At 68.7% G+C, this 21,364-nt stretch carries 21 protein-coding genes; 19 read left to right on the top strand and 2 right to left on the bottom strand.

Translation table 11 applies throughout. The features are described from left to right. Nucleotides 1-39 precede the first annotated feature (39 nt). On the top strand, nt 40-948 hold the full coding sequence (locus tag OG407_RS12490) for a tRNA (adenine-N1)-methyltransferase (protein ID WP_019059114.1): 909 nt from the start codon (nt 40-42) through the stop codon (nt 946-948). Between the two features lie 259 nt (nt 949-1,207). Then, nucleotides 1,208-1,789, top strand: a complete 582-nt coding sequence (locus OG407_RS12485) for a hypothetical protein (RefSeq protein ID WP_405857686.1) — start codon at nt 1,208-1,210, stop codon at nt 1,787-1,789. A gap of 17 nt (nt 1,790-1,806) precedes the next feature. On the opposite strand, the gene OG407_RS12480 is transcribed toward OG407_RS12485, so the two are convergent. Further along, nucleotides 1,807-2,112, bottom strand: coding sequence for a ferredoxin (locus OG407_RS12480; protein WP_327407345.1), 306 nt, complete (start codon nt 2,110-2,112; stop codon nt 1,807-1,809). A gap of 386 nt (nt 2,113-2,498) precedes the next feature. Here OG407_RS12480 and arc point away from each other — a divergent pair, with 386 nt between their 5' ends. The 6 genes from arc (at nt 2,499) to prcA (ending at nt 8,608) form a co-directional block, all read left to right on the top strand. After that, the gene (gene arc / locus OG407_RS12475; protein WP_403590131.1) at nt 2,499-4,265 is read left to right on the top strand and encodes a proteasome ATPase; all 1,767 of its coding nucleotides are present in this window, start codon (nt 2,499-2,501) and stop codon (nt 4,263-4,265) included. A gap of 245 nt (nt 4,266-4,510) precedes the next feature. Then, complete coding sequence (dop, locus tag OG407_RS12470; RefSeq protein WP_329351469.1) at nt 4,511-6,022, top strand: depupylase/deamidase Dop; 1,512 nt, start codon at nt 4,511-4,513, stop codon at nt 6,020-6,022. 155 nt (nt 6,023-6,177) lie between these two features. Next, nucleotides 6,178-6,396 (top strand): ubiquitin-like protein Pup, encoded by a 219-nt coding sequence (locus OG407_RS12465; protein WP_328684373.1) that lies wholly within the window; start codon nt 6,178-6,180, stop codon nt 6,394-6,396. Nucleotides 6,397-6,483: 87 nt separating this feature from the next. Then, nucleotides 6,484-6,996, top strand: coding sequence for an endonuclease VII domain-containing protein (locus tag OG407_RS12460; protein WP_405857683.1), 513 nt, complete (start codon nt 6,484-6,486; stop codon nt 6,994-6,996). Beyond that, nucleotides 6,948-7,793 (top strand): proteasome subunit beta, encoded by an 846-nt coding sequence (gene prcB / locus OG407_RS12455; protein ID WP_405857681.1) that lies wholly within the window; start codon nt 6,948-6,950, stop codon nt 7,791-7,793. Before OG407_RS12460 ends, prcB begins: the two co-directional genes overlap by 49 nt. 68 nt (nt 7,794-7,861) lie before the next feature. Next, the gene (gene prcA, locus OG407_RS12450) at nt 7,862-8,608 is read left to right on the top strand and encodes a proteasome subunit alpha (protein WP_405857679.1); all 747 of its coding nucleotides are present in this window, start codon (nt 7,862-7,864) and stop codon (nt 8,606-8,608) included. Between the two features lie 78 nt (nt 8,609-8,686). On the opposite strand, the gene OG407_RS12445 is transcribed toward prcA, so the two are convergent. Continuing rightward, nucleotides 8,687-9,703, bottom strand: a complete 1,017-nt coding sequence (locus OG407_RS12445; RefSeq protein ID WP_405857677.1) for a LacI family DNA-binding transcriptional regulator — start codon at nt 9,701-9,703, stop codon at nt 8,687-8,689. Between the two features lie 100 nt (nt 9,704-9,803). Between OG407_RS12445 and OG407_RS12440 the strand changes: the two genes are divergently transcribed. The 11 genes from OG407_RS12440 to OG407_RS12390 all read left to right on the top strand — a co-directional run bounded on the left by OG407_RS12440 (nt 9,804) and on the right by OG407_RS12390 (nt 21,334). Beyond that, the gene (locus OG407_RS12440; protein ID WP_405857675.1) at nt 9,804-11,093 is read left to right on the top strand and encodes an MFS transporter; all 1,290 of its coding nucleotides are present in this window, start codon (nt 9,804-9,806) and stop codon (nt 11,091-11,093) included. Nucleotides 11,094-11,102: 9 nt separating this feature from the next. Further along, nucleotides 11,103-12,464: a Pup--protein ligase gene (gene pafA / locus OG407_RS12435; RefSeq protein ID WP_405857673.1), complete on the top strand. Its 1,362-nt coding sequence runs from the start codon at nt 11,103-11,105 to the stop codon at nt 12,462-12,464. Between the two features lie 142 nt (nt 12,465-12,606). Beyond that, nucleotides 12,607-13,620 (top strand): FKBP-type peptidyl-prolyl cis-trans isomerase, encoded by a 1,014-nt coding sequence (locus OG407_RS12430; protein ID WP_405857671.1) that lies wholly within the window; start codon nt 12,607-12,609, stop codon nt 13,618-13,620. A gap of 93 nt (nt 13,621-13,713) precedes the next feature. Then, nucleotides 13,714-14,085 (top strand): FKBP-type peptidyl-prolyl cis-trans isomerase, encoded by a 372-nt coding sequence (locus OG407_RS12425; protein ID WP_328684380.1) that lies wholly within the window; start codon nt 13,714-13,716, stop codon nt 14,083-14,085. Between the two features lie 132 nt (nt 14,086-14,217). Then, nucleotides 14,218-15,171, top strand: a complete 954-nt coding sequence (locus OG407_RS12420; RefSeq protein WP_405857669.1) for a helix-turn-helix transcriptional regulator — start codon at nt 14,218-14,220, stop codon at nt 15,169-15,171. A gap of 19 nt (nt 15,172-15,190) precedes the next feature. Next, nucleotides 15,191-16,207: a helix-turn-helix transcriptional regulator gene (locus tag OG407_RS12415; protein WP_405857667.1), complete on the top strand. Its 1,017-nt coding sequence runs from the start codon at nt 15,191-15,193 to the stop codon at nt 16,205-16,207. A 78-nt stretch (nt 16,208-16,285) separates the two neighbouring features. Then, complete coding sequence (locus OG407_RS12410) at nt 16,286-16,618, top strand: hypothetical protein (protein WP_403590108.1); 333 nt, start codon at nt 16,286-16,288, stop codon at nt 16,616-16,618. Nucleotides 16,619-16,637: 19 nt separating this feature from the next. After that, nucleotides 16,638-16,832 (top strand): hypothetical protein, encoded by a 195-nt coding sequence (locus OG407_RS12405; protein WP_403590106.1) that lies wholly within the window; start codon nt 16,638-16,640, stop codon nt 16,830-16,832. Between the two features lie 259 nt (nt 16,833-17,091). Next, the gene (gene tatA, locus OG407_RS12400) at nt 17,092-17,373 is read left to right on the top strand and encodes a Sec-independent protein translocase subunit TatA (protein WP_033283742.1); all 282 of its coding nucleotides are present in this window, start codon (nt 17,092-17,094) and stop codon (nt 17,371-17,373) included. Between the two features lie 48 nt (nt 17,374-17,421). Further along, nucleotides 17,422-18,384: a twin-arginine translocase subunit TatC gene (gene tatC / locus OG407_RS12395; protein WP_405857665.1), complete on the top strand. Its 963-nt coding sequence runs from the start codon at nt 17,422-17,424 to the stop codon at nt 18,382-18,384. 85 nt (nt 18,385-18,469) lie between these two features. Continuing rightward, nucleotides 18,470-21,334: a DEAD/DEAH box helicase gene (locus OG407_RS12390; RefSeq protein ID WP_405857663.1), complete on the top strand. Its 2,865-nt coding sequence runs from the start codon at nt 18,470-18,472 to the stop codon at nt 21,332-21,334. Nucleotides 21,335-21,364: the final 30 nt, after the last annotated feature.

Raw genomic sequence — 21,364 nt, 5'->3', positions numbered from 1 at the left:
GTGGTCGGCGGCCCCGGCAAACGCCGGTAGGCTGGTCACATGTCCGAACCGACCGGTGCCGCCCGCAGGCGCGGGCCCTTCAAGGTCGGGGACCAGGTTCAGCTGACCGACCCCAAGGGCCGCCACTACACGTTCACGCTCGAAGCCGGGAAGAATTTCCACACCCACAAGGGTTCCTTCCCGCACGACGAACTGATCGGTGCTCCCGAGGGCAGCGTTGTCCGCACCACCGGAAACGTCGCCTACCTCGCGCTGCGCCCCCTGCTCCCCGACTACGTCCTCTCCATGCCCCGCGGCGCCGCCGTGGTCTACCCCAAGGACGCGGGGCAGATCCTCGCCTTCGCCGACATCTTCCCCGGCGCACGCGTCGTGGAAGCGGGCGTCGGCTCCGGCTCGCTCAGCAGCTTCCTGCTGCGCGCCATCGGCGACCAGGGCATGCTGCACTCCTACGAGCGCCGCGAGGACTTCGCCGAGATCGCCCAGCAGAACGTGGAGCGCTACTTCGGCGGCCCGCACCCCGCCTGGCAGCTCACCGTCGGCGACCTCCAGGACAACCTCTCCGACCTGGACGTCGACCGCGTCATCCTCGACATGCTGGCTCCCTGGGAGTGCCTGGAGGCCGTCTCCAAGGCGCTCGTGCCCGGCGGCATCCTGTGCTGCTACGTCGCGACCACCACCCAGCTCGCGCGGACCGTCGAGTCCATCCGCGAGATCGGCTCCTTCAACGAGCCGACCGCCTGGGAGACGATGCTCCGCAACTGGCACGTCGAGGGCCTGGCCGTCCGCCCCGACCACCGGATGATCGGCCACACCGGCTTCCTCCTCACCGCCCGCCGCCTCGCGGACGGCGTCGAGCCGCCGATGCGCCGCCGCCGCCCTTCCAAGGGTGCCTACGGCGACGACTACACCGGCCCGAACGCCGATGGTGGCGGCGCCGCCGGCCGCTGAGCCGCACCCAAGGGCGGCCCTGTGCCGCACTCAACGTACGAACGCCGTGGCCGAGTTCCCGAAAATCCTCGGGAACTCGGCCACGGCGTCTTTCTTCTGACGCACCGACCGACGCACCGACTTCCGACGTACCGACACCGTCGGACCCTCCCGTGTGACGGGGCGAACGAACTGTCGACCCCGCCGTTCCCCCGCACCGTGCCGTGTGGCAACATGCAGGCCACCCCCACCGGCACAGCCCTCACGGGAGACACTCCTAGTGCAGCACTCCGCCGTCCCGGAACTGGAACTGGCACACACGAACACCCGACCCATCCACTGGGTCGCCACCGCCACGGCTCTCGCCGGCGTCGTGGCACTCTCCTCGGGCCTCCAGCCCGACTCCGCGCACGCGGCCCAGGCCGCCGGCCCGCAGACCAAGTCCGCGCCCGCCGCCGCGGCCCCCGCGACCACAGGAGTCGCCTTCCCGCTCGACTGCGGCCCGGTGAAGGCCGTCGTACAGAAGAAGGCGTCCGGAGACCTCGACGGCGACGGACGGCCGGAGACCGTCGCGGTGGTGCACTGCGACGCGGGCATGGGTACCCCGCCCGACGGCGTCTACGTCCTCACCCAGGGAGCGGGCGCCGCCAAGCCGCGCGTCGTCGCCACCCTGGTCGCCCCGAAGGCCCGCGAGACCGTCACCGACTTCGCCGTACGCGACGGCGCGGTGCTCGCGACACTGCTCGGCTACTCGACGGCGGACGTGCCCAGTTGCTGCCCCGACGTGAAGGAAACCGCCAAGTGGCAGTGGCAGGACGGCGCGTTCGTCCGATCCACCCCCGGCAACGCCCAGAACGTCTGACGACGACCCGCTGAGACTCAGGCCGCGTCGGGCCCGTACACCTCGACCCGGTCCGCGACCCGGCGCACGTGAATGCAGTCCCCGGGGCACTCCTTGGCGGAGTCCACGACGTCGACCAAGAGCGGCAGCGGCACGATCGTGGTGGCGCCCTTGTCCTGCAACAGCTCGTCGTCCGGGCTCTTCACATAGGCCAGACCGTCGATGTCCAGCTCGAAGACCTCGGGGGCGTACTGGGCGCAGATGCCGTCGCCGGTACAGAGGTCCTGGTCGATCCAGACCTCCAGCGCCTCGCCGTCGGCCGCGGCCTCGTCCTGCACGGTGATGTCTCCTGTTTCCGCCGGGTGTTGAACATCGTCGACCCTACCTCCGCCCGCTCGAACGGCCTTTCTCCGCGATCTCGGGTTTCGTGCCGCCGCATGACGGACACTGTCCGCATGGACACTCTCAGTCAGGGGCGCCTTGGCCGGTTTCCGTCGGGCGTCGAACGCGCTCGCACGGCAACTCACGTCCGTCGTGAAGGGTTTTGACCAACCCGGCCTTGGAACAGTCCGCTTCTGAATCACGTTGAGTGGGTATCCACTCGGCGTGAGGGAGCGCGCAGGGTGACCGACGACACACCTTGACAGTCTTTGTGATCTAGGGGTTTCAATCGACACCCACCCAGGTAGGGTCTGGAAGCGTCCAGCTCCCCTTGGAGGAGGTGAGGACCGTGGCAGCCCACGACGACGACATGAACCGCGGCATCCGCCCGGGACGAGGGTCCGACGACCCGTCCGGGCAGATTGCCTACCTTGAGCAGGAGATCGCCGTCCTGCGACGTAAGCTCGCCGACTCTCCGCGACACACGAGGATTCTCGAAGAGCGGATCGTCGAGCTGCAGACCAATCTGGCCGGGGTGTCCGCCCAGAACGAGCGACTCGCCAACACGCTCCGTGAGGCCCGCGACCAGATCGTGGCCCTCAAGGAAGAAGTCGACCGGCTCGCACAGCCGCCGGCCGGCTTCGGTGTCTTCCTCGTGGCCAACGAGGACGGCACAGCGGACATCTTCACCGGCGGTCGCAAACTGCGGGTGAACGTCAGCCCAAGCGTGGAACTCGAAGAGCTCCGCCGCGGCCAGGAAGTAATGCTCAACGAAGCGCTCAACGTGGTCGAGGCCATGGAGTACGAGCGCGTCGGCGACATCGTCACCCTCAAGGAGATCCTGGAGGACGGCGAACGCGCCCTCGTGGTGGGGCACACCGACGAGGAGCGGGTGGTGCGGCTCGCCGAGCCGCTGCTGGACATCACCATCCGCCCCGGCGACGCCCTGCTGCTCGAACCCCGTTCCGGCTACGTCTACGAGATCGTCCCGAAGAGCGAGGTCGAGGAACTCGTCCTCGAAGAGGTCCCCGACATCGGCTACGAGCAGATCGGCGGTCTGGGCGGCCAGATCGAGATGATCCGCGACGCGGTCGAACTGCCGTACCTCTACCCCGAGCTCTTCAAGGAGCACGAACTGCGGCCGCCCAAGGGCGTCCTGCTGTACGGGCCCCCCGGATGCGGCAAGACGCTCATCGCCAAGGCCGTCGCCAACTCGCTGGCCAAAAAGGTCGCCGAGGTCACCGGCCAGGCCACCGGCAAGAGCTTCTTCCTCAACATCAAGGGCCCCGAGCTCCTCAACAAGTACGTCGGTGAGACCGAGCGGCAGATCCGCCTGGTCTTCCAGCGCGCTCGGGAAAAGGCCAGCGAGGGCACCCCCGTCATCGTCTTCTTCGACGAGATGGAATCCCTCTTCCGCACCCGTGGTTCCGGTGTCAGCTCGGACGTGGAGAACACCATCGTCCCCCAGCTGCTCGCCGAGATCGACGGCGTGGAAGGCCTGCAGAACGTGGTCGTCATCGGCGCCTCGAACCGCGAGGACATGATCGACCCCGCCATCCTGCGCCCCGGCCGCCTGGACGTGAAGATCAAGATCGAGCGTCCCGGCGCCGAGGCCGCCAAGGACATCTTCGGCAAGTACCTCACCGAGCGCCTCCCGCTCCACCCCGAGGACGTGGGCGAGCACGGCGGCGACAAGACCACCACCGTCCAGAGCATGATCCAGACGGCCGTGGAGCACATGTACACGGAATCCGAGGAGAACCGCTTCCTGGAGGTCACCTACGCCAACGGTGACAAGGAAGTCCTCTACTTCAAGGACTTCAACTCCGGCGCCATGATCGAGAACATCGTGGGCCGGGCCAAGAAGATGGCCATCAAGGACTTCCTCGACCACAAGCAGAAGGGCATCCGCGTCTCGCACCTCCTCCAGGCGTGCGTGGACGAGTTCAAGGAGAACGAGGACCTGCCCAACACCACCAACCCGGACGACTGGGCCCGGATCTCCGGAAAGAAGGGCGAACGGATCGTCTACATCCGTACGCTCATCACCGGCAAGCAGGGCGCCGACACCGGACGCTCCATCGACACGGTGGCGAACACCGGTCAGTACCTGTAAAAAGCAGGGTGGCTGCGGGTGCCCTCGGCGGGTACCCGCAGCTGACTGTTTTTCAGGCCATGGCCGCAACAAGGGGCGCGTGAGGCAATGACGCAAATGATCTCCCCACCAGCGCAAAGCCGTTCTAGGCTCTTCGGTACCGCCGAGTCGCGCAGTGCGGGGACGGGCACCGCACACGCACCGGAGCGCCAGCGGTACTTGAGCGGCGCCCCCGACCGAGGGCGCCGCCGGGCAAGGAGGGCCGCATGACCGTACGGCGAGTAATGGGCATCGAGACGGAGTACGGGATCTCCGTCCCCGGCCACCCCAACGCCAATGCCATGCTCACCTCGTCCCAGATCGTCAACGCCTACGCGGCGGCGATGCACCGGGCCCGGCGGGCCCGCTGGGACTTCGAGGAGGAGAACCCGCTGCGGGACGCGCGAGGCTTCGACCTCGCCCGGGAGACCGCCGACTCCAGCCAGCTCACCGACGAGGACATCGGCCTCGCCAATGTCATCCTCACCAACGGCGCACGGCTCTACGTCGACCACGCACACCCGGAGTACAGCTCCCCCGAAGTCACCAACCCCATGGACGCCGTCCTGTGGGACAAGGCCGGCGAGCGCATCATGGCGGAAGCGGCGGAACGAGCCGCCCAACTCCCGGGCGCCCAGCCGATCCACCTCTACAAGAACAACACCGACAACAAGGGCGCCTCCTACGGCACGCACGAGAACTACCTGATGAAGCGGGAGACCCCCTTCTCGGACATCGTGCGCCACTTGACCCCCTTCTTCGTCTCCCGTCAGGTCGTCACCGGAGCGGGCCGCGTCGGCATCGGCCAGGACGGGCACGAGCACGGCTTCCAGCTCAGCCAGCGCGCCGACTACTTCGAGGTCGAGGTCGGCCTGGAGACCACGCTCAAGCGCCCGATCATCAACACCCGCGACGAACCGCACGCGGACGCCGAGAAGTACCGCCGGCTGCACGTGATCATCGGCGACGCGAACCTCTCCGAGATCTCGACCTACCTCAAACTGGGCACGACAGCGCTGGTCCTCTCCATGATCGAGGACGGCTTCATCGCCGTCGACCTGGCCGTGGACCAGCCGGTCCGCACCCTCCACCAGGTCTCCCACGACCCCACCCTCAAGCGCCTGGTCACCCTCCGCAGCGGCCGGACCCTCACCGCGGTCCAGCTCCAGATGGAGTACTTCGAGCTCTCCCGCAAATACGTCGAGGAGCGCTACGGCTCCGACGCGGACGACCAGACCAAGGACGTCCTGGCCCGCTGGGAGGACACGCTCAACCGCCTGGAGAACGACCCGATGAGCCTGGCCGGCGAACTGGACTGGGTCGCCAAGCGCGAGCTGATGGAGGGCTACCGGCGCCGTGACGGCCTCGACTGGGACGCGGCCCGGCTGCAGCTGGTCGACCTCCAGTACGCGGACGTACGGGCCGAGAAGGGCCTCTACAACCGCCTGGTGGCCCGCGGCCGCATCAAGCGCCTGCTGGACGAGGACACGGTCGAGCGGGCGCGTACGACGCCTCCGGAGGACACGCGCGCGTACTTCCGCGGACGCTGCCTGGAGCAGTACGCCGACGACGTCGCGGCGGCCTCCTGGGACTCCGTGATCTTCGATCTCCCGGGCCGGGACTCGCTCCAGCGCGTCCCAACCCTGGAACCGCTTCGCGGAACGCGTAATCACGTCAAGGAGCTCCTTGACCGCTGTCGCACGGCGGAAGACCTGGTCAGGGTCCTGTCGGGCGGCTGACAGGCCCCTCGGATCCCCGGTGCCGGACAGGGTGGAATGTCCGGTGGCCGGGAATCATCGAGGTGGCCGCCGTACGTTGTAGGAACTGCGGGGCCGATGTCAGTCCCTGCAAGTAGGGTCTGATCAAGAACGTCGAACCGAGCGGGGTGAGGGTTATGGCGACCAAGGACACCGGCGGCGGACAGCAGAAGGCGACGCGCTCCACGGAGGAGGTCGAAGAGCAGGCGGAGGAAGCGCAGGCGACCGACGACCTCAAGGAGCGCCACGAGAAGCTGAGCGACGATGTCGACTCGGTTCTGGACGAGATCGACGATGTCCTGGAGGAGAACGCAGAGGACTTCGTGAGGTCATTTGTCCAGAAGGGTGGCGAATAGGGCGCAATGTCCGAATTGGCCGACGGGGGAGGTTGCCCGCGTTGCAGTCGGATCTTGCCGCGGGCGGCCTTCGCCAAGAACAAGGCCATGAGTGACGGACTTCAGGCGTACTGCCGAGAGTGCTCTGCGGAGTACTACCGGCAGCGTCAGGAGGCGAAGGGCAAGACCGTCCGTGCCAAGGTGCCAGTGCCGCGCGGACACAAGCCCTGTCCTCGGTGCGGGGAGATCAAGGCCCACTCGGAGTGGGAACTCAACGCGACGACGTCAGATGGCTACGCGAGTTACTGCAATGCGTGCCGGGCTGACCGGAACCAGCAAAGTTATTTCAAGCGCGAGTGCGGCATCGCCTTGGCCGAGCGGGACGAGATGATCGCCTCGCGAATGGGGCTCTGCGCGATCTGTTTGAAAGCTCCTGCGGTTCATGTGGATCACTGCCACCAGACGGGTAGGGTCCGAGGCGTACTGTGCTTCAACTGCAATTCCGGCATCGGCCTGTTGAGGGATGACCCCGCAGCTGAGTACCGAGCTGCCGACTACCTGGAAGGAAACGCGTGGAAGCCAACACTCGTAGCACCGGGCGTCTACCAGCTGCCTTCCTGACGCCTGGGTCGTCGTCCTTCATGGACTTCCTCTCCGACCACCAGCCGGGGATGCTTCCGGGCAACCGGCAACTGCCGCCCATGCAGGGCGTCATCGAGGCTCCGCACGGCACGACGATCGTCGCTGTCACGTTCCCCGGCGGCGTGGTGCTCGCCGGTGACCGGCGGGCCACCATGGGCAATGTCATCGCACAGCGGGACATCGAGAAGGTGTTCCCCGCGGACGAGTACTCGGCCGTCGGTATCGCCGGCACCGCCGGACTTGCCGTCGAGATGGTCAAGCTCTTCCAGCTGGAGCTGGAGCACTTCGAGAAGGTCGAAGGCGCCCAACTCTCCCTGGAGGGCAAGGCGAACCGACTGTCCACCATGATCCGTTCCAACCTCGGCATGGCCATGCAGGGCCTCGCCGTGGTCCCGCTCTTCGCCGGCTTCGACGTGGACCGCGGCAAGGGCCGCATCTTCTCCTACGACGTGACGGGCGGGCGCTCCCAGGAGCTCGGCTACGCGGCCACCGGCTCCGGTTCGGTGTTCGCGCGCGGCGCCATGAAGAAGCTCTTCCACGACCAGCTGACCGAGAGCGAGGCCACGACCCTCGTGGTCCAGGCCCTCTACGACGCGGCCGACGACGACTCGGCGACCGGCGGTCCCGATGTCGCCCGCCGGATCTACCCGATCGTCACCGTGATCACCGAGGACGGTTTCCGCCGGCTCACCGACGACGAGTCCTCCGAGATCGCCCGCGCGATCCTGGAGCGGCGACTGCAGCAGCCCGACGGCCCGCGCGCCGCGCTGCTCTGACCCGGGCCCGTTCTCAGCAAGGTGATCCAGTGACTTCGACGGAACTTTAAAGAGAGGGACGGATACCGGTGTCGACGCCGTTCTATGTCTCACCCCAGCAGGCCATGGCCGACCGGGCGGAGTACGCCCGCAAGGGCATCGCCCGTGGCCGCAGCCTGGTCGTGCTGCAGTTCGCCGACGGCATCGTCTTCGTCGGCGAGAACCCGTCCCGCGCGCTGCACAAGTTCAGCGAGATCTACGACCGGATCGGGTTCGCGGCCGCCGGAAAATACAACGAGTACGAGAACCTGCGGATCGGCGGCGTGCGCTACGCCGACCTCCGGGGTTACACCTACGACCGTGAGGACGTGACCGCCCGCGGTCTCGCCAACGTCTACGCCCAGACGCTCGGCACGATCTTCTCCAGTGCGGCCGAGAAGCCGTACGAGGTGGAGCTGGTCGTCGCGGAGGTCGGGGACACGCCGGACGGCGATCAGATCTACCGGCTGCCGCACGACGGCTCGATCGTGGACGAGCACGGCTCGGTCGCGGTCGGTGGCAACGCCGAGACGATCAGCACGTATCTGGACCAGCGCCACCGCGACGGCATGACGCTCGCCGAGGCGCTCAAGCTGGCCGTGCAGTCCCTGTCCCGCGACACGAACGGCAGCGAGCGGGAGATCCCCGCCGAGCGCCTGGAGGTCGCGGTCCTGGACCGTACGCGCCCGCAGGCCCGCAAGTTCCGGCGCATCGTCGGCCCTCAGCTGTCCCGTCTGCTGGAGGGCGGGAACGCGGACGCCTCGGCGGAGGAGTCCGACGCCGACGACGAGGAGTGAGTCGACCTCACCCCGCCTCTCGCGCGCCCCGGCCGGTCATCGGCCGGGGCGCGCGGCGTCGTGGGGGCCACAGGGGCGTCAGGCGGCGCCTGGTGGCGCCGTAGAGCCTCGGACGACCAGTTCCACCGGGATGTCCCCCTCCTCCGGTACGCGGCCGTCCAGGACGGCCAGGAGGGCTCGCATGCCGTGTTCGCCGAAGAGTTCGGCGTCGAGGCGGACGGTGGTGAGTTCCGGGTCGATGGCGGTGGCGAGGGCGAGGTCGTCGAGGCCGGTGATCGAGAGGTCGTCCGGGATGCGCAGGCCCAGGCGGCGGGCCGCTTTGTAGGCGCCGGCGGCGAGTTTGTCGTCGTCGCAGACCAGGGCGGTCACCCGCGAGCCCGGGGTCGAGAGCGCGGCCTCGGCGGCGGCCAGGGCGCCCTCGATCGAGATGGGGGCGCGGGTCGTCCGTACCGAGGTGCCTGCCACGGAGCCCACCCGTGCGGCCAGTTCACGCGCGCGTACCTCGAAGGTCCAGGACGGGACGTCGGCGGCCAGGTGCAGGAAGTGGCGGTGGCCCAGGGCCAGCAGGTGGTCGGCGACCTGGCGGATGCCGTCGGCGATGTCCAGGTTGACGGTGGCCGCGCCGAGGCTGCCCTTGGGGTCGCTGTCGAGCATGACCAGGGGGAGCTGGTCGCCGCGGATCGCGGTGAGGGCGTCGGCGGCCATGGAGGAGGCGATCACGCCGTCCAGGGCGGCCTGGGCGGAGGCGAAGGGGTCGCGGGCGGGGCCGATGCCCTCGGGGGAGGGGTAGAGGACCACGCCGAAGCCGTGTTCGGCGGCGACCCGGGCGGCGCCCGTGTAGACGCCGGCGAAGAACTCCGTCGTCAGCACCGGGACGACGAGCAGGACGGTGCGGGTGCGGCCGAGGCGGAGGTTGCGGGCGGCGAGGTTGGGGCGGTAGCCCAGGTCGCGGGCGGCCTCGCGGACGCGTTCGGCGGTCGTGGCCGAGACCCGGCCGCGCCACTTGTCGCCGAGCACCAGGGAGACCGCGGCCTGGGAGACGCCGGCGGCCTGCGCGACGTCGCGGCTCGTGGGGCGGGTGCTGGCTGGTGCCACGGTCGGCCTGCTCCTTGGTGAGGACTCCGTAGGGACTCCGTATGGACGCGCGAACAGCGCACATGGTACGTATGACAGAAGACGTTATACGTAAAACCTCATGCGCGACGGTGAGGGGGAGGGCGGGGAGACGGCCGTGGGATATCTGGAGATCCTCAGGGCGAGGCACGCCACCCGCCTGCTGGTGGGCACGCTCGTAGGACGGCTGCCGAACGCCACCGCCGCCATCGCGATCGTGCTGTTCATCCGCGCGGAGGGCGGCACCTACAGCCTCGCGGGGGCGCTGGCTGCCGTCTACGGCATCGCCAACGCGGTCGGACAGCCCCTCCTGGGACGCCTGGTGGACGTCCACGGGCAGCCGCGTGTGCAGCTGCCCGCCGCGGTCCTGTCGGCGCTCGCGATGGCCGTCTTCGCCTTCTGGGGCACCGATCCACTGCCGCTCGCCTACGTCGCCGTAGCCGCCGCCGGTCTCTTCGCGCCGCCCCTGGAGGGCGGTCTGCGGGCGCTGTGGCCGGCCGTGCTGCGCCGTGAGGAGCAGGTGCACACCGCGTACGCCATGGACGCGGTCGCCCAGGAAGTCATGTTCACCGTGGGGCCGTTGCTCGTGACGGTGTTCGTGTCGCTGTGGTCCGCCCCGGTGGCGTTGCTCGTGCTGAACGTCATCGGGGTGCTGGGCGCCCTCTCCGTAGTCGTGTCGCCGCCCTCGCGCGCGTGGCGTTCGGCGCCGCGCGAGGCGCACTGGCTGGGCGCCCTGCGCTCGCCGGGGCTGCTCGCGCTGCTCGGCGCGTTCCTGTTCGTCGGGATGGCGCTCGGGTCGATCACCGTTGCGTCCGTGCCGTACGCCGACGGGCACGGCGGTGACGTCGTGTACGGGTGGCTGATGGCGGCGATCGGGCTGGGCGCGCTGCTGGGCGGGAGCGTCTACGGGGCGCGGCAGTGGAGCGGGGTGCCGGAGCGCCGACTGCGGGTCCTGGTGGGGCTGCTGGCGGTGTGTTACGTGCCGTTGATGCTCATGCCGGGCGCGGTCGGCATGGTGCTGCTGACCGTGCTCGCCGGGGTGTTCCTCGCGCCCGCCCTCGCCTGCGCCTTCATCATCGTCGACCGGCACGCCCCGAAGGGCACGGTCACCGAGGCTTTCTCGTGGCTGGTGACGACGTTCACCGTGGGGGCGTCGGTCGGAACGGGCGTCGCGGGGCCGGTCGTACAGGCCGGTGGGGCCCTGTGGGGGTTCGCCGTGCCGGGGGCCGCGGGGGCGGTGTCGTTGCTGGTCCTGCTGGCCACCGGACGGGTCCTCGCAGCTCCCGGCGGGGGTGCCGTGGTTGCGGCTTCATCGGAAAATGATCCAAACCGAGCCGTCGAACCCCGTTTCAGCACAGGGGATCGGGCGTAATGTTCAGTCATGGACCGCCGCATTTTCGGGCTGGAGAACGAGTACGGCGTCACGTGTACGTTCAGGGGACAGCGGCGTCTGTCTCCCGACGAAGTGGCTCGGTACCTCTTCCGCCGTGTCGTGTCATGGGGCCGCAGCAGCAATGTCTTTCTGCGAAACGGCGCCCGGCTCTATCTCGACGTGGGCTCACATCCGGAATACGCGACCCCCGAATGTGACAACGTGACAGAACTCGTCACCCACGACAAAGCCGGCGAGCGCATTCTCGAAGGACTCCTGGTGGACGCCGAACGACGCCTGCACGAGGAGGGAATCGCGGGCGACGTCTACCTCTTCAAGAACAACACCGACTCGGCGGGCAACTCGTACGGCTGCCACGAGAACTACCTGGTGGCACGGCACGGCGAGTTCTCCCGGCTCGCGGACATCCTCATCCCGTTCCTGGTCACGCGTCAGCTTCTGTGCGGCGCGGGCAAGGTGCTGCAGACTCCGCGCGGCGCCGTGTACTGCGTCAGCCAGCGCGCCGAACACATCTGGGAGGGCGTCTCCTCGGCGACGACGCGTTCCCGGCCCATCATCAACACCCGGGACGAACCGCACGCGGACGCCGAGCGCTACCGCCGTCTCCACGTCATCGTGGGCGACTCGAACATGTCCGAGACGACCATGCTGCTCAAGGTCGGCGCCACCGACCTGGTGCTGCGCATGATCGAGGCGGGCACGGTGATGCGCGACCTGACCCTGGAGAACCCGATCCGGGCGATCCGCGAGGTCAGCCACGACATCACGGGCCGGCGCAAGGTGCGTCTGGCCAGCGGACGCGAGGCCTCCGCGATCGAGGTGCAGCGCGAGTACTACGAGAAGGCCGTGGACTTCGTCGACCGCCGCGGCATCCGTACCGGCACCGTCGCGCAGGTCCTCGAACTGTGGGGCCGGGTGCTGGACTCGATCGAGGCCGGGGACCTCGACCGGATCGGCACCGAGATCGACTGGGTCATGAAGTACCAGCTCATCGAGCGGTACCGGGCGAAGCACAACATGACCATGTCCCACCCGCGGGTGGCGCAGATCGACCTCGCCTACCACGACATCCACCGTCGCCGAGGGCTCTACTACCTCCTGGAGAGGAAGGGCCAAGCCGCCCGGATCTGCAACGACTTGAAGATCTTCGAGGGCAAGTCCGTTCCGCCGCAGACCACCCGGGCCAGGCTGCGCGGCGACTTCATCCGCAGGGCCCAGGAACAGCGGCGGGACTTCACCGTCGACTGGGTCCATCTCAAGCTCAACGACCAGGCCCAGCGCACGGTGTTGTGCAAGGACCCGTTCCGTTCCGTGGACGACAGGGTGGAGAAACTGATCGCCGGAATGTAGGCGAACGTATCCGGATATCGACGCCCGGATGCATATTCGGTACGCCACACGGGCCCCGTACGTTTCACGTACGGGGCCCGTGCCGCACCGTAGAGTTGCGCGCACGCCATCAACAAGATCGACCGATTACGAGGCCTTCACCGTGCGCCGACGCTCCGTTCTTATCGCTGTTCCCGCAGGACTTGTGACGCTCGCGGGATGCGGTGACAGCGATTCCTCCTCCAGTAAGGCCAGCGCGTCGCCGTCGCCCTCGCCGTCCTCCTCGGCCTCGACCGTGCCGCCGCCGAAGCTCGTGGACGGTCCGCTGCCGGCGATCACCGCGGGCACGAAGTTCGACGAGAAGCCGACCGTCGCCAAGGGCACCGGCACTCCGTCGAAGGACCTCGCGGTGAAGACGGTGATCGCGGGCGGCGGCAAGGCCGTGGCGGAAGGCGACTTCGTCAAGGTCAACTACCTCGGCCAGATCTGGTCGACGGCGAAGGTCTTCGACAACTCCTACGACCGCAAGACCTCGTTGGTCATCCAGCTCGCCCAGGGCGGCATCATCGACGGCTGGCGCTACGGCCTGGCGGGCAGGAAGGTCGGCAGCCGCGTCGAGATGGCGATCCCGCCGACCTGGGGATACGGCACGGCCGGCAGTCCCCAGGCGGGCATCAAGGGCACCGACACGCTGGTCTTCGTGATCGACATCCAGGACTCCTTCAACGCCAAGAGCTCCGCCAAGGGTTCGACCGTCGCGCAGTCCGACGCCGATCTGCCCAAGGTCGGCACGAACACCGACGGCAAGGCCCCCTCGGTCACCATCCCGAAGGCGGACCCGCCGAAGAAGCTGGTGTCGAACTACGTCCTGGAGAGCGACGGAGCCGTCGTCAAGGAGGCGCAGTCGATCCTCTGCCAGTTCAAGGGCGTCGTCTGGTCCACCGGCAAGGAGTTCGAATCGACGTACTCCCAGGGGCGGTTGAGCCAGTTCGCGATCAAGGACATGGAGTCGGTCGTCAAGGGCCTGGCCCAGGGCATCACCGGCAAGAAGGTCGGCAGCCGCATCATGATCGTCGCGCCCGCGGACCTGGCCTACGGGGACACCCCGCCGAGCGGCGGCGCCATCAAGAAGGGCGACACCCTGGTGTTCTCCGTGGACATCCTGGCGGCCATGTGACCCCTGTCGGGGTCGCCCTGGCCGGAGCGTGACACCGGCGGGGATGCGAGACTGTCCGAGTTGTCTTGTCGTACACAAGCAGGAGCCAGAGACGTGAGCATCGAGAAGCCCGAGATCGACTTCCCGGAGGGCGAAGCCCCGGCCGACCTGGAGATCAAGGATCTTTGGGAGGGCGACGGCGAGATCGCGGTGGCGGGCCAGAACGTCACCGTCCACTACGTGGGCGTTGCCTTCAGCACCGGCGAGGAGTTCGACGCCAGCTGGAACCGCGGCACCCCGTTCAAGTTCCCGCTCGGTGGCGGCCGTGTCATCAAGGGCTGGGACAAGGGCGTGCAGGGCATGAAGGTCGGCGGCCGTCGCCGGCTGACCATCCCGGCGCACCTCGCCTACGGCAACCAGAGCCCGACCCCGGCGATCAAGCCGGGCGAGACCCTGATTTTCGTGGTCGACCTCATCGCCGTCTGATCACCGGTTCCGACCGGACCCGATCACCTGGGGCCCATGCCTGCGAGGGCATGGGCCCTCGGCTTTTGCCAGGCCTCCGCGGAGCGGTACGGTCATCGTTCGTAAGCACATACAGGGAGGCGAAGGGCGTCGATGGCCATTGCCAAGGCCGAGCGGCTGATGAACCTCGCGCTGTGTCTGCTCGGGACGCGGCGGCCGCTCAGCAAGCGTGAGCTGCGCGAATCCATCGAGGCCTATCTCGAAGCGGGCAGCGACGACTCCTTCAACCGGATGTTCGAGCGCGACAAGGACGATCTGCGCGAACTCGGCCTCGTCATCGAGACGGTGGAGAACCTGGACGGCGAGGTCGGCTATCTCGCCCGCCGCGACAGCAACCGCCTACCGCCCATCACCCTCGACGCCGAGGAGGCCGCCGCGCTCGGTCTCGCCGCCAAGGTGTGGCAGCAGGCCCGGCTCGCCGGTGCCGCGAGCGGCGCGCTGCAGAAGCTGCGCGCGGCCGGGATGCCCGAGGACCTCGACCCGTACGAGCCGCACGGCGCCCTGGAACCGCGCATTCCGGTGCACGAGGCGTCGTTCGAGCCGCTGATGCTGGCCTGCCGCGACCGCCGTCCCGTCGTCTTCGACTACCGCAAGGCGACCGCCGCCCGCCCCGAACCCCGCAACGTCGAGCCGTGGGCGCTGGAGTGCTGGCGCGGCCACTGGTACCTCGCCGGCTGGGACCGGGACCGGGGCGCCGAGCGCGTGTTCCGGCTGTCCCGGATCACCGGCAAGGTGCGTTCGCGCAACGGGCGGTTCACCACGGACATCCCCGACGTCGTCACCGTGCGCGAGACCGTCGCGAGCTGGGCGGGGGAGACCGCCGACCGCTCCGCGCTGATCCGGCTGCGCACGGGCTCCGGGTACCCCTTGCGGGCGAAAGCCGCGGCGGTTCGGGAACTCGGGGACGGCTGGGACGAGTTGGAGATTCCGTACGGCCACGGGCTGGACGCCTGGCTGGTGGAGTTCGGGCCCGACGTGGTCGTCCTGGAGCCCGCCGAGCTGCGGGCCGACGTGGTGGACCGGCTGCGTGCCGTGGCCAAGGGCTGAGGGGGAGCGGAAGAGAACTGTGGCAGGCAAACCGGTCAGGCCCGTCAACGCCATCGACCAGACCCGGCGGATGCTCTCCCTGGTGACCTATCTCAAGGAGCGCCCCGGAGCACGCGTCGAGGACGTCGCGCGCGCCTTCGGGATCACCGAGGACGAGCTGGTCTCCGACCTCGACGTGCTGCCCATGTGCGGGACCAGCTTCCGGGGCGGCGACCTGCTCGACATCGACACCGACGGCGACCGTATCTGGTGGCACAACCCTGACGACGTAGCCGAACCGCTCCGGCTGGCCGCCGACGAGGCGACCGCCCTCCTGGTGGCCGCCCGCGCCGTATCGACACTCCCGGGCCTGCGCGAGAGCGACCGGCAGGCGCTGCTGCGGGCCAACGCCAAGGTGGAGGCTGCGGCCGGGGAGGCGGCCGGGGCCAGCGCACGCCTCTCGGTGACCTTCGAGTCCGAGGGCGGGGTCTTCGCGGACGTCGACCGCGCCATCTCGGAGCGGCGCCGCCTGTGGATCCGCTACTACTCGCCCGCCCGCGACGAGTTGAGCGAGCGCGAGATCGACCCCATCCGGCTCGTCAGCGTCGGGCACACGTACGTGGAGGCCTGGTGCCGGCGCTCCGAGGCGCGCCGCACCTTCCGGCTCGACCGGGTCGCCGAGATCAAGATCCTCGACGAGCCGTCCGCACCCCCCGAGATCGAACTGCGGGACCTGTCGGAGGCGCTGGTGCAGCCCGCCGCCGAGGACCCCGAAGTCGTCGTCGAGGTCGGCCCGGGCGGGCGCTGGGTCGCCGAGTACTACCCGCACGACAGTGCCGATGAGCTTCCCGACGGCGGGCTGCGTATTACCTTGCGCACCCCCGACCCGACGTCCCTGAGACGCCTGGCCCTGCGGCTCGGGCGCGACGGCCGGATCGTCTCCCCGAGCGACCTCGCCGACAGCGCCCGCCGGGCCGCCCGCGAGGCGTTGACGGCGTACGACGGCCCGCAGGGTGTTGTTGACGCGGTACACGGTGTTGACGAGAGGCCGGAGTGAGCCGTAGGGGCGCGCCCTCTCGGTAACGGCTGAAAGCGCCTCGGAGGCGAACGACCAAGGAAAGAGGGAGCAGGGGCTGTGAGCGAGTCGACGATGACGGGTGTCCCGGGCGTCTCTGGTGCCCAGGGCGTCTCTGGTGGTCCGGAGATGATGACGGTGGCCGCCGCGTTCGCCGGGATGAAGAGCGTGGTCCCGGTGATGTTCAGAGCGGGCTGCCCGGACTGCCGGGGCAACTTCGAACTGGCGGCGAGCGCCCTGCGCCTCGCCATCGGAGCCACCAGCCGCACCACGTTCTACTCCTTCACCTGCCCCGACTGCGGCGCGGCCGTACGCAAGCCCGCGGGCGAGCGGATCGTCGAACTGCTCACCGGGGGCGGGGTCCGGACCCTGCGGCTGACCTCCGTCGGGTAGCAGGGTCTAGGCTCGCCCCATGTTCTGGGCGATGGTCGCGGTAGCTGTGGGTTTTGTGGGTCTCGCCGTGCTCGGCGTGCTCGCCGTCCGGGTCTTCCTGGAGGCGCGGCGGCTCGGACTCCAGGTCACGGACGCCGCGCACCGCATCAACCGGGCGGCCGAGGACTTGGAGCGCGCGGCGGTGTCGACGGCGCGTTCCGTGGACGCACTGTGAGTCACATATGGGCGGGGTGTGAGTTGCGCGCCTCATGCGCTTCGCGTCACTTTGCCCTGTCACGTTGTCGGTGGAGGCGGGTACGCTGCTGATCGCGGTCCGGATAACGAGGCCCGGAGCGCGGACCGGGAGTACGCACGGGGATTGCCTCACGTTTACCCCTGAGCGTTACGATCGCTGGCAGCACGAAGGTCGGACAGATGTCCGATCGATCGGACAGCACCCCACCCCAGCCGCCTCGGTGAGAAGGTAAAGACTTATGTTCGGAAGGCTCGGAGCACCCGAGATCATTCTCATCCTCGTCGTCATCGTGCTCCTGTTCGGCGCGAAGAAGCTTCCGGACATGGCCCGCTCGCTCGGCAAGTCCGCCCGCATCCTCAAGAGCGAAGCCAAGGCGATGAAGGAAGAGGGCAACACCACGCCCACCCCCGCCGGCCCGCCGAACACCGACGAGTCCGTGCAGCGCACCATCCAGGCGGCCCCCGGCGACGTGACCAGTGCGCGTCCCGTCACCGAGCCGTCGGACACGACCAAGCGCTGACGCAGGGCCGGGACCCCCTCGGCCTGCCGCACGAGATGAGGACGTGGGTTGCCTAAGTCTGCCCGCACGAAGGAGAAGGACCCCGAGGGGCGGATGCCCCTCGCGGACCATCTGCGCGAGCTGCGCAACCGGCTCGCGAAGGCGATGCTCGCCATCATCGTGGTGACCTGCGTGGCCGCCTTCTTCTACAACGACATCGTCAACATCATCACCAAGCCGGTGTTGCACTCGGTCGGTTGCTCCCAGAACTTCGAGGAGCTGTCGAGGGCGTCCAAGACGTCCCAGCCGTGCGCGCAGATCACGATCAACGGTCTGCTGACGCCGTTCACACTGGCGTTGAAGGTGTCCCTGATGGCCGGTGTCGTACTGGCCTCCCCGGTCTGGCTGTACCAGCTGTGGGGCTTCGTCGCCCCCGGCCTGCACAAGAACGAGAAGAAGTACGCGCTCTCCTTCGTGGGCACCGGCGTTCCGCTGTTCCTCGGCGGCGCCTACTTCGCCTACAGGGTGCTGCCCACCACGGCGCAGGTCCTGATCGGCTTCACGCCCAAGGACGTCAACAACCTGCTGCCGCTCGACGACCTGCTCGACCTGGTCACGCGCATGGTGCTGGTCTTCGGCCTCTCCTTCGAGCTGCCGCTGCTGCTGATCATGCTCAACCTCACGGGCGCACTGACGGGCACGCGGATGCTCGGCTGGTGGCGCGGCATGATCCTCGGCATCACGGTCTTCGCGGCCGTGGCCACCCCCAGCACCGACCCGCTGACCATGCTGGCGCTGGCCGGGCCGATCTGGGTGCTGTACTTCGCCGCTGTCGTCTTCTCCCTGCTCAACGACCGGCGCAAGCGCCGCCGCGACGCGGAGGGACCGGACGACGACGAGGCCTCGGACCTGGACCTCACCCCCGAGGACATCGGCGAGATCGAAGCCGTCTCGGCCGGCCGGGCAGCCCTGCCCGAGCAGGCGAGCGGCACGGGTTCCGACCGGGTCAACGGGTATGACGACGTGACCTGATCACCTTTCCGACTCCGCCGAGACCGGCCGTTCCCGCAGCGCGGGCGGCCGGTCTCCGTGTGTGGAGGACTCGTGGGAACGGATAATGATCGTCCTGTTGTCAGTGGCGCCCGGTACGCTCGAAAGCACGATGACAGAGGACCTCTCCCCGGCCGAGCGGTACGCGGCAGCCCGCCTGCGGGCAGCCGAGCAGGCCACCGCGCTCGCGGACTTCCGCGAGATGTACGACTTCGGTCTCGACCCCTTCCAGATCGAGGCCTGCCAGGCGCTCGAAGCGGGGAAGGGCGTGCTGGTCGCGGCGCCCACCGGCTCCGGCAAGACGATCGTCGGCGAGTTCGCCGTCCACCTCGCCCTCCAGCAGGGCAAGAAGTGCTTCTACACGACCCCCATCAAGGCACTGTCGAACCAGAAGTACGCCGACCTGTGCCGCCGCTACGGCGCGGACAAGGTCGGCCTGCTCACCGGCGACAACAGCGTCAACTCCGAAGCCCCGGTGGTCGTGATGACCACCGAGGTGCTGCGCAACATGCTGTACGCGGGTTCGCAGACCCTCCTCGGCCTCGGCTATGTGGTCATGGACGAGGTGCACTACCTCTCCGACCGCTTCCGCGGTGCCGTGTGGGAAGAGGTGATCATCCACCTCCCCGAGTCGGTGACCCTGGTCTCCCTGTCGGCGACCGTGTCGAACGCCGAGGAGTTCGGCGACTGGCTCGACACCGTCCGCGGTCACACCGAGGTGATCGTCTCCGAGCACCGGCCCGTGCCGCTGTTCCAGCACGTGCTCGCCGGACGGCGGATGTACGACCTCTTCGAGGAGGGCGAGGGCAACAAGAAGGCCGTCAACCCCGACCTCACCCGCCTGGCCCGCATGGAGGCCCAGCGCCCCTCGTACCAGGACCGCAAGCGCGGCCGTGCCATGCGCGAGGCCGACCGGGAGCGGGAGCGCAGATCGCGTTCACGGGTGTGGACACCGGGACGCCCCGAGGTCATCGAGCGGCTGGACAACGAGGACCTGCTGCCCGCCATCACGTTCATCTTCAGCCGCGCCGCCTGCGAGGCCGCCGTACAGCAGTGTCTGTACGCCGGGCTGCGGCTCAACGACGACGAGGCGCGGGAGAGGGTGCGTGCGCTCGTCGAGGAGCGCACGGCGTCCATTCCGAACGAGGACCTGCATGTCCTCGGGTACTACGAGTGGCTGGAAGGCCTGGAGCGCGGCATCGCGGCCCACCACGCGGGCATGCTGCCGACGTTCAAGGAGGTCGTGGAGGAGCTGTTCCTGCGCGGGCTCGTGAAGGCTGTGTTCGCCACGGAGACCCTCGCGCTCGGCATCAACATGCCCGCGCGCTCGGTGGTGTTGGAGAAGCTCGTCAAGTGGAACGGCGAGCAGCACGCCGACATCACCCCCGGCGAGTACACCCAGTTGACCGGCCGGGCGGGCCGCCGCGGTATCGATGTCGAGGGTCACGCCGTCGTGCTGTGGCAGCGCGGGATCAGTCCCGAGCACCTCGCGGGACTGGCCGGCACGCGCACGTACCCGCTGCGTTCCAGCTTCAAGCCGTCGTACAACATGGCGGTCAATCTCGTCGAGCAGTTCGGGCGGCACCGGTCGCGGGAGCTGCTGGAGACGTCCTTCGCGCAGTTCCAGGCGGACAGGTCGGTCGTCGGGATCTCACGGCAGGTGCAGCGCAACGAGGAGGGTCTGGAGGGCTACAAGGACTCCATGACCTGCCACCTGGGCGACTTCGACGACTACATGCGGCTGCGCCGAGAGCTCAAGGACCGCGAGACCGAGCTGGCCCGGCAGGGCGTGGCGCTACGGCGTGCCGAGGCCGCCGTGGCGCTGGAGAAGCTCAAGCCGGGAGACGTCATCCATGTCCCGACCGGCAAGTACGCGGGTCTGGCACTGGTGTTGGACCCGGGACTGCCCGCCGGCCGGTCCAACGGTCATCGCGGCTTCGAGCAGCACGACGGGCCGCGCCCGCTGGTCCTGACGGTGGAACGGCAGGTCAAGCGGCTCGCGTCGATGGACTTCCCCGTTCCCGTCGAGGCGTTGGACCGGATGCGGATCCCGAAGTCCTTCAACGCCCGTTCCCCGCAGTCCCGTCGGGACCTCGCCTCCGCGCTGCGCACCAAGGCCGGGCACATTCCGCCGGAGCGGGCCCGCAAGCAGCGCTCGCAGGCTGCGGACGACCGGGAGATCGCGCAGTTGCGTACGGCGATCCGGGCGCATCCGTGTCATGGGTGCAACGACCGTGAGGATCACGCGCGTTGGGCCGAGCGGTATCACCGGCTGCAGCGGGACACGACGCAGTTGGAGCGGCGGATCGAGGGGCGGACGAACACGATCGCCCGGACCTTCGACCGGATCGTCGCGCTGCTGACCGACCTGGACTACCTGCGGGGCAACGAGGTCACCGAGCACGGGAAGCGGCTGGCGCGGCTGTACGGCGAGCTTGATCTGCTTGCCAGTGAGTGTCTGCGGGAGGGGGTTTGGGAGGGGCTTGCTCCTGCTGAACTCGCCGCGTGCGTCTCGGCGTTGGTGTTCGAGGCGCGGGTCAGTGACGACGCGACGGTGCCCAAGGTGCCGTCGGGTGCGGCCAAGGCCGCGCTCGGGGAGATGGTGCGGATCTGGGGGCGGCTTGACGCCCTTGAGGAGGATTTCCGGATCACTCAGACCGAGGGGGTTGGGCAGCGGGAGCCTGATCTTGGGTTTGCCTGGGCCGCGTATATGTGGGCCAGTGGGAAGGGGTTGGACGAGGTCCTTCGGGAGGTGGAGATGCCGGCCGGGGACTTTGTTCGGTGGTGTAAGCAGGTGATCGATGTTCTGGGGCAGATTTCTGCTGCGGCGCCGGTTACTGGGGGCGAGGCGTCTTCCACCGTGGCGAAGAATGCGCGTAAGGCTGTGGAGTTGTTGCTTCGGGGGGTTGTGGCGTACTCGTCTGTGGGGTGACCGTGTGCGGGTGCGGGTGCGTTGTGGCTG

Origin of the sequence: Streptomyces sp. NBC_01515 (assembly GCF_045040345.1) — a bacterium.
Classification (GTDB): domain Bacteria; phylum Actinomycetota; class Actinomycetes; order Streptomycetales; family Streptomycetaceae; genus Streptomyces.
Note: the sequence above shows the minus strand (reverse complement) of the source record. Positions and strands in the feature narration are given on the sequence as shown.